This window comes from Dietzia sp. 111N12-1 (assembly GCF_001658045.1).
Classification (GTDB): domain Bacteria; phylum Actinomycetota; class Actinomycetes; order Mycobacteriales; family Mycobacteriaceae; genus Dietzia; species Dietzia kunjamensis.
This window is the reverse complement of sequence record NZ_LSSV01000071.1, coordinates 155,937-163,847: the sequence shown is the minus strand read 5'-3', so window position 1 is coordinate 163,847 and position 7,911 is coordinate 155,937. Positions and strand designations below refer to the sequence as shown.

Here is a 7,911-nt window from a genome sequence, read left to right as displayed (position 1 = left end):
CGTACCCCGCCGCGACATCGATCGGATCGAGCACCGCATGACCGGGCGGACACTCACCGCCGCCCGCCCCGGACTCCTCCCGACGCTGGCATTCGACAAACAACTCGTAACAGGCCACGAACCGGCGCGCCACCGCACGATTCTCGCCCATCCACCCCTCCCGCGCCGCCGCCCGCAACCCCGACAGCGACACGGGCGCCGCGGAACCGGAGCCGCCACCAAACGAGGGCGAGCCACCGGACGGGGATGGGGACGGGCCACCGGCCGCGGTGTCTGCGTTTCCGCCCATGTGCTCCACCCCCTGACCGTCTGGCTACCTGGTGTCGAATCTGTGTTCTATGATACGCACGCACATTCGAACAGGCAAGGGTCACACATCATCAAATAGCCCCAGCCGAGAACACGCGGGACCGTCGTGCTCACCCCAGCGACGCAGCCACCGCCGCCTTCGCCCACTGCCCCACCCCGATAAGGGTCGCCGACGCCGCCCCGCACCAGTCGCCGTAGCCGAGCAGGAACAGTCCCGGGACGCCCGGCACCTCGACGCCACTCGTGTCGACCCGTCCGTCGCGACGCGGCAGCAACCCCCGCAAGTGACCCAACGCCGGCCGGAAGCCGGTGCACCAGATCACCGCGTCGACCGGCTCGCGTCGACCGTCCGACCACTCCACACCGGCCGCGGTGAACCGCTCGAACATCGGCGTCGCCTCCAGGAGGCCGGCGTCACGGGCCGCGCGGACCGGCGGCACCACGACGATGTCGCCCAGCTCGGCGATGCCGCCGCCGGACTCTCCCACGCCCCGGATGGCCGCGTTGGCGACGCGGAAGAGTTCGCGGCCGTCGACATCGTCGGGCAGGTAGCGGGGTGGGCCGGTTGTGCACCAGGTCAGCGACCCGCCGGAGTCGGCGAGTGGCCGGGCGAGGTCAGCGGCGATCTGGGCGCCGGAGTTCGCGCCACCGACCACCACGACGCGCCTGCCCTCGAGGTCCGACGGGCCCCGGTAGGCGGCGCTGTGCAGCTGCCGGCCACGGAAGTCGGCGGCGCCCGGATAGGTGGGGACGAAGGGGCGTCGATAGGTACCGGTCGCACTGATGACCGCCCGCGCGCGCCACGAGCGACCGTCAGCGGCCCGGATGAGAAACACCTCGTCGTCGTCATGGTCGTCGTCGTGGTTGTCGTCGTGGTCGTCGTGGTCGTCGTTGCTGTTGGCGGCGTAGCCACCCTCTCGCCCCGCTCCCGGCCGCTCCACGGCGACCACCGTCACCCCGCGCCGCACGGGGAGGTCGTAGTACTCCTCGTAACCGCGCAGGTAGTCCACGACGTGGGCCGCGTCGGGATTGGCGCCGTCGTCGGTGCGGGGCATGCGGCGGCCCGGCAGGGACGAGAAGTCGGCGGGCGAGAACAACCGCAGGGACGGCCACGTGTGCGGCCACGCGCCGCCGGGCTCGTTCGAGGCGTCGAGGATCTCGAAGTCCGCGCCGGCGCGGCGGAGATAGAAGCCGGCCGCGAGGCCCGCCTGGCCCCCGCCGATCACCACGACGTCGCGGTGGATCACAGCGCCCGACCGATGACCTCCTTCATGATCTCGTTCGTGCCCCCGTAGATCCGCATGACGCGGGCACCGGCGAACTTCTGCGCGATGGGGTACTCCATCATGTAGCCGTAGCCGCCGAACAGCTGGAGGCAGCGGTCGACCACGTCGTCGAGCATGTCGGTCGCCTGGAGCTTGGCCATCGACGCGGTGACGGCGTCGAGCTCCCCTGCGATCTCCCGGGAGATGCAGTGGTCGACGAACGTGCGGGTGGCCATGACCTGGGTCTTACAGTGCGCCAGCTCGAAGCGGGTGTTCTGGAAATCCAGGATCGGCTTGCCGAACGCCTGCCGCTCGCGGACGTACTCGAGCGTCTCGATGACGGCGGCCTCGGCCATGGCCAGCGCGTCCACGGCGATCGCCAGGCGCTCGCGCGGGAGCTGGTTCATGAGCTGGTAGAAGCCCTGCCCCTCCTCGCCACCGAGGAGGTTGGCGGCGGGCACGCGCATGTCGTTGAAGAACAGCTCGGCGGTGTCCGCGCCGTGGCGGCCCATCTTCTCCAGCACGCGGCCACGCTCGAAGCCCGGCGTCGAGGCCTCGACGGCGAACAGGGCCATGCCCTTGTGGCCGGCGTCGAGGTCGGTCTTGGCCACCACCACCACGAAGTCGGCGGAGCCACCGTTGGAGATGAAGGTCTTGGAGCCGTTGATGACGTAGTGGTCGCCGTCCCGCTTGGCGGTGGTGCGCACGCCCTGCAGGTCGGACCCGGCGCCGGGCTCGGTCATGGCGATGGCGGAGATCCACTCACCCGAGCAGATCTTCGGCAGCCACTCGCGCTTCTGCTCCTCCGTGGCGTAGTTCGCCACGTAGTGCGGGGTGATGGTGGAGCCGACGCCCATTCCGAAGGCGGTGTCGCCGGAGTGGACGAGCTCCTCGGTGACGAGGTACTCCATGCCCGGGTCGCCGCCCTGGCCGCCGAACTCCTCGGGCACGTCGAGGCAGATGAGGCCGGCCTCGCCGGTGCGCAGCCAGGTCTCGCGGTCCACGTGCTTCTGTGTGGACCACTTCTCCTGGTTGGGCGTCATCTCCTTGGCGAAGAACGCGCGGGCGTGCTCGCGGAGCAGCCGGTGGTCGTCGGTCTCCCAGGTGGGGCGGTAGTCGGGGAAGAGTGCGGACACTGGGGGCCTCCATGAGGGGACGACGACGACGATGAGGTTCGCGGCAAGTTTACGTGGGCCCGTTCCGGCGACGGCGGGCACGCGAGCACCGAGGAGGGCCATACTCGGGTCATGAACGATTCCCCGGACCGGCCAGAGAACGCAGCCCAGCCCGAGAAGGCCACCACCCCGGCATCCTCGGGCCATTCCGTGCCCGAGGCGTTCCCCACCGACTGGACCCGGGGGCTGGTCCTGGTCGCGCACCCCGACGACCCCGAGTACGGGATGTCCGCCGCGGTGGCGCGCTGGACGGCCGAGGGCCGCAGCATCGTCTACGTCCTGGCCTCCAGCGGCGAGGCGGGCATCGAGGGGATGGCGCCGGCGATCGCCGGGCCGATCCGGGAGGAGGAACAGCGACGGTCGTCGGCGATCGTCGGAGTGGACGAGGTGGAGTTCCTCGGTTTCCCGGACAGTCGGATCGTCAACAACGCCGAACTGCGCGACGCGGTGGCCGACGCGATCCGCCGCCATCGCCCGGACGTCGTCATCTCCCTGTACTCCGGTGAGGAGTTCGGGCCGGGGATGCCCAACCCGCGCGATCACATGGAGTTCGGCGCGGCCGTGGGGGCCGCGTACGACGACCTGGTCGCCGCGGTCGGGGTGGACGCCGCGGAGGGGCGTCCGCAGATGTGGTTCGAGTCCTCGCCCGAGATGACGCACTACGTCGACGTGAAGGGTTTCGTCGAGCCGGCCGTCGACGCGCTGGCCGAGCACTCCGAGTACCTGTCGGTGCTCGACCCGGAGACGCCGGTGCGGGACCAGGCGCGGGCGCAGGTCGAGACCGTGTGCGCGTCGCGTGAGGGACTCGCGGACGGGAACCCGGTGGTGGGCTTTCGGCGCATGCGGCCCTGAGCCGGCCTCAGGCCGGTTCGGCGGTCGATTCCCCCGGGCCCAGTGGCGCGTAGTACGCCTCGGAGGGCCGCAGACGCTCGACGATCTCGTCCGCCCACTCCGCGTGCGGCGACGCCATGGTGCCGTCGCCCGGACGACTGACGTAGGTCAGCCAGAAGCGCTGCGCGCCCTCGCCGACGACCGCCGAGTACACCAGCGCGCCCTCCGGGCCGATGATGTCCTGTGGGACCGTGGGGAGCACCCGGAACGACACCGACCAGCCGTCGCCGACGCGCGTGGAGAGCGGTTCGATCCGCTCCTCGACCGGCCGCCCCGGGACGGGGAGCAGGAACTGACCCATCCCGTTGACCAGTGCGAGCGCCGCGAGCTGGTTGTCCGGGTTCTCCGGGTCGAACAGGTCCTCGGTGAGCTGCCCCACCAACACGACGCCGTCCGAGCGGCTCGGATCGTCGGCAGCCGCGACCGGACTCATGACGGTACTGCCGAAGACCAGCTCCCCCGACTCCGCGCGCCACCCCTCGGGGACGCGGATCACCAGGCCTGCGTAGGGATCCACGTGATCGGAACCCGCCGCCACCTGGATCTTCGGGGACAGGGTGCGCACCCCCGGGGAGTACGTCGCCGACGAGACGACCACCGTCACGACCGCGGCGACCACCGCCAGGACGGCGACGAGCGCCACCACGAGAATGATCCGGCTCCGGCCGGCGGACGGGTTCTGCCCTGACGTCATCCGCCCAGCGTAGGCGGCCGGGTTTCCCGCAGCGTGATGTTGACCCTCCCCGGCTCCGCGCCCAGCACCTCGCGGCACCACGCCGGGGCGGTGCCGTCGAAGACCTTCGGGACGCCGTGAAAGGCCATCCGCGACGGCCCGCCGAACACCACGAGGTCGCCCGACTCCAGGCGCACGTCGGTGTACGGGCGCCCGCGGTGCTCCGGGGTCCCGAAGCGGAACGTGCACGCATCACCCAGGCTCAGCGAGACGACGGGTGCCGTGCTCGCCTCGTCGCGGTCCTGGTGCAGGCCCATCGTGGATCCACGGCCGTAGAGGTTCACCAGGGCGGTGTCCGGGGTGTAGGCGGGGACGGGGTCGGGGGTCCGGTCGGCCGACCCCGCGACCACCGGCTCCACCGCCGCTGCCGCCGCGAGCCCGTTCCGCGCCGCCCGCACCAGCCAGTCCGGGACCGGCGGGACCACCTCGTCGTCGTCGTACCGGTACGGCACCCAGTGGCGCCCCAGGCTGAACGTGCGCACCGACATCCGGCCCCCGCCCGGCAGCACGATCGAGCGAGGCACGCGCATCGCGGCCCAGTCCACGCACGCCCGGAGGAGGAACTCCTGCTGCTCGCGGCTCAGCCAGTCGGGCACGTGCACGGCGCCGGGACCCAGGATGGTGGGCTCGCGGTCGACGCCGAAGAGCGGCTCGGTCACTCCAGGTCCGTGCCCAGCACCGCCCACGCCTGCTCCGCCAGCTCCGGGGTCGCGGCCGCCACGACCGTGCCGCCCTCGAGCGGCTGGCGGCCGTCCGGGCCGGTGATCACGCCGCCCGCGGCCTCGATGATCGGGATCAGCGCCACGATGTCGTACGAGTTCAGGTCGGCCTCCACGACCAGATCGACACGCCCCGCGGCGAGCATGCAGTAGGCGTAGCAGTCCCCGCCGAAGCGCTGCAGGCGGACCCGGCGGCCGAGCTCGTCGTAGCGGCTGCGCACCTCGCCGTCGTCACCGAACATCGACGGGTGGGTGGTGTACATGATCGCCTCGGACAGCTCCGTGCACCCCGACGCGCGCAGGTCGATCGCGCCCGGACCGTCGGAGCGGCGCCGCACGGTGGCGCGGCCGTGCACCGCCGCGAAGGTCTCGCCCAGGACCGGCTGGTCCATCCACCCGGCCACGGCGCGGCCGTCCTCCACCACACCGACGAGCGTGCCCCACCCGGCCATGCCCGTCATGAACGCCTTGGTGCCGTCGATCGGGTCCAGGTACCAGGTCCGGGCGGCGCCGGCCGGCCCGGTCTCGCCGTTCTCCTCCCCCACGATCCGGTCGCCCGGGTAGACGTTCGAGATCCCCGCCCGCAGCAGCGCCTCGATCGCGCGGTCGGCCTCGGTCACCGGGTCGTAGCGCCCGTCCGTCGCGCCGTTCCCGGCCCGGCCGTCGCCGTTCCCGCCGTCGCCTGCCACGCCGTTCTTGTCCGCGGCGGCCAACGACTCGAGGTCACCGTGGAAGTGCCGGCGGGCGATGCGGCCACTGGCGGCGAGGAGCTCGTCGAGGCGCTCGGTCAGGTCGTGATCCAGGGGGCGTGCGGGCCGTGACGTCATGCCCCCATGGTGCACCACGCCCCGCCACCGTCCCGACGGATCGGCGCATGTGCGCCCTCTATGCCCGCCGATACGGCTACCGTGGGCGCACCCGAACACGGAACGCACCACCCACGGACGGAGCCGAGATGCGATGACCGCCCTGATGGACTTCATCTCCACCCGCCGCTTCCAACTCGCGACGGACTCGTGGCAGCACATCAGCGCCACCGTGCAGGCGGTGCTCATCGCGACGCTGCTCTCGGTCGCGCTCGGGGTGGCCGTGTACCGCAGTCGGTCGGGGTCCGCGATCGCCACCGGCCTGGCCGCCACCGCCCTGACCGTCCCGTCGTTCGCGCTGCTCGGCCTGCTCATCCCGGTCCTCGGCCTGGGCGTGCTGCCCACCATGACCGCACTGGTGATCTACGCGGTGCTCCCGATCCTGCGCAACACCATCGTCGGCCTGGACGCCGTGCCCGCGGCGACCGTCGACGCCGCCCGCGGGGTGGGGATGAGCCGGATCGGGGTGCTGGGCCGGGTCGAGATCCCGCTGGCGTGGCCGTCCATCCTCGCCGGGATCCGCATCTCCACCCAGATGTCGATGGGCATCCTCGCCATCGCCGCGTACGCCAAGGGCCCGGGGCTGGGGAACCTCATCTTCGCGGCCCTGTCCCGGGTCGGCACGCCCACCGCGCTGCCGATGGCGCTCACCGCGACCGTGCTCATCGTTGTCCTCGCGCTCGTCCTCGACGCGCTCCTCGTCCTGCTCGGACGTCTCACCATCAGGGGGAACCAGTGAGCACCTCAGAACCCGTCTCCGGCGTGCCGATCGTGCTGGACGACGTCACCAAGGTCTACCCCGGGCAGGAGCGCCCGGCGGTGGACCACGTCTCGCTCGAACTGCCGGCCGGGCGGACCACCGTGTTCGTGGGCCCGTCCGGCTGCGGCAAGACCACCACGATGCGGATGATCAACCGCCTCATCGAGCCCACCTCCGGCACGATCACGATCGACGGCGAGGACAACCGGACCCTCGACGCCGACACCCTGCGCCGCAGCATCGGTTACGCCATCCAGGCCTCCGGACTGTTCCCGCACATGACGGTCGCGCAGAACGTCGCCACCGTGCCGCGGCTGCTCAAGTGGAAAAAGTCGCGCATCGCCGAGAGGGTGGACCAGATGCTGGAGCTGGTCGGCCTGGACCCGTCGGACTACCGCGACCGCTACCCCGCGCAGCTCTCCGGTGGTCAGCAGCAGCGCGTCGGCGTGGCCCGGGCGCTGGCCGCGGACCCGCCGGTGCTGCTCATGGACGAGCCGTTCGGGGCGGTCGACCCCATCACGCGCGCGTCGCTGCAGGACGAGCTCGTGCGGCTGCAGGACGAGCTACGCAAGACCATCGTCTTCGTCACCCACGACTTCTCGGAGGCGGTCAAGCTCGGAGACCGGATCGCGGTGCTCGGCCCCGGATCGTCGGTGCTGCAGTTCGACACCCCGGAGGCGATCCTCACCAACCCCGCCGACGAGACGGTGAGCGGGTTCGTCGGCGACGACGCCGCGCTGAAGACACTGACCCTCCGGCGCGTGGGGGACGTGGAACTGCAAGGGGCGACGACGGCGAGGGCCTCCGAGAGCCCGACCGATTTCGCGGCCCGGTTGCGCGGAACCAGCGACGAGTGGGCCGTGGTGCTCGACGACGCCGGCCGCCCCCTGCGCTGGGTGCGCGGGGACCGGGTGTCGCGAATGCCGGACCTGGGCTCGGGCGGGTTGCCGATCACCGGCACCGTGACGGTCGACTCCTCGCTGCAGGAGGCGCTGGACGGACTGCTGTCCACGGCGAGCGCCACCACGGTGGTCGTGGACCGGGACGGGGCCTACTGCGGCACCATCGGGATCGACGACCTGGTCGCCGAGTTGCGGCGTATCCACCACCGGCACAACGACGAGGGCCTCGCCGAGCAGGACGTGGCGCCGTGAGCGCCCCCGCCACGGCGACGCGCGCGGGCTCCGCTGGTC

At 71.8% G+C, this 7,911-nt stretch carries 8 protein-coding genes; 3 read left to right on the top strand and 5 right to left on the bottom strand.

From position 1 onward, the window contains the following. Positions 1-419: 419 nt before the first annotated feature. Complete coding sequence (locus AYO52_RS15170) at positions 420-1,556, bottom strand: ArsO family NAD(P)H-dependent flavin-containing monooxygenase (RefSeq protein WP_067719116.1); 1,137 nt, start codon at positions 1,554-1,556, stop codon at positions 420-422. After that, a complete protein-coding gene (locus tag AYO52_RS15165) occupies positions 1,553-2,710 on the bottom strand; it encodes an acyl-CoA dehydrogenase family protein (protein ID WP_067719112.1) in 1,158 nt (385 codons plus the stop codon). The genes AYO52_RS15170 and AYO52_RS15165 overlap by 4 nt, the downstream gene beginning before the upstream one ends. Positions 2,711-2,821: 111 nt before the next feature. Between AYO52_RS15165 and AYO52_RS15160 the strand changes: the two genes are divergently transcribed. Further along, the gene (locus AYO52_RS15160; RefSeq protein ID WP_082924063.1) at positions 2,822-3,601 is read left to right on the top strand and encodes a PIG-L deacetylase family protein; all 780 of its coding nucleotides are present in this window, start codon (positions 2,822-2,824) and stop codon (positions 3,599-3,601) included. A 7-nt stretch (positions 3,602-3,608) separates the two neighbouring features. Here the strand turns inward: AYO52_RS15160 and AYO52_RS15155 are convergent, their stop codons facing one another. From AYO52_RS15155 to AYO52_RS15145, 3 genes are read right to left on the bottom strand one after another with little or no spacing between them, the layout of a single operon-like run. Further along, the gene (locus tag AYO52_RS15155; RefSeq protein ID WP_067719110.1) at positions 3,609-4,334 is read right to left on the bottom strand and encodes an APA family fibronectin-binding glycoprotein; all 726 of its coding nucleotides are present in this window, start codon (positions 4,332-4,334) and stop codon (positions 3,609-3,611) included. Then, positions 4,331-5,032: an alpha-ketoglutarate-dependent dioxygenase AlkB gene (locus AYO52_RS15150; protein ID WP_067719108.1), complete on the bottom strand. Its 702-nt coding sequence runs from the start codon at positions 5,030-5,032 to the stop codon at positions 4,331-4,333. Before AYO52_RS15150 ends, AYO52_RS15155 begins: the two co-directional genes overlap by 4 nt. Next, complete coding sequence (locus tag AYO52_RS15145; protein WP_067719105.1) at positions 5,029-5,919, bottom strand: inositol monophosphatase family protein; 891 nt, start codon at positions 5,917-5,919, stop codon at positions 5,029-5,031. The genes AYO52_RS15150 and AYO52_RS15145 overlap by 4 nt, the downstream gene beginning before the upstream one ends. A 133-nt stretch (positions 5,920-6,052) precedes the next feature. Between AYO52_RS15145 and AYO52_RS19010 the strand changes: the two genes are divergently transcribed. Then, positions 6,053-6,697, top strand: a complete 645-nt coding sequence (locus AYO52_RS19010; RefSeq protein ID WP_067719103.1) for an ABC transporter permease — start codon at positions 6,053-6,055, stop codon at positions 6,695-6,697. Beyond that, the gene (locus tag AYO52_RS19005) at positions 6,694-7,872 is read left to right on the top strand and encodes an ABC transporter ATP-binding protein (protein WP_067719100.1); all 1,179 of its coding nucleotides are present in this window, start codon (positions 6,694-6,696) and stop codon (positions 7,870-7,872) included. The genes AYO52_RS19010 and AYO52_RS19005 overlap by 4 nt, the downstream gene beginning before the upstream one ends. Positions 7,873-7,911: the final 39 nt, after the last annotated feature.

Bases quoted from the DNA above. Each gene is read 5' to 3' on its own strand.
- AYO52_RS15145 (WP_067719105.1), bottom strand. From the start codon at position 5,919: ATGACGTCACGGCCCGCACGCCCCCTGGATCACGACCTGACCGAGCGC.
- AYO52_RS15160 (WP_082924063.1), top strand. From the start codon at position 2,822: ATGAACGATTCCCCGGACCGGCCAGAGAACGCAGCCCAGCCCGAGAAG.
- AYO52_RS15155 (WP_067719110.1), bottom strand. From the start codon at position 4,334: ATGACGTCAGGGCAGAACCCGTCCGCCGGCCGGAGCCGGATCATTCTC.
- AYO52_RS19010 (WP_067719103.1), top strand. From the start codon at position 6,053: ATGACCGCCCTGATGGACTTCATCTCCACCCGCCGCTTCCAACTCGCG.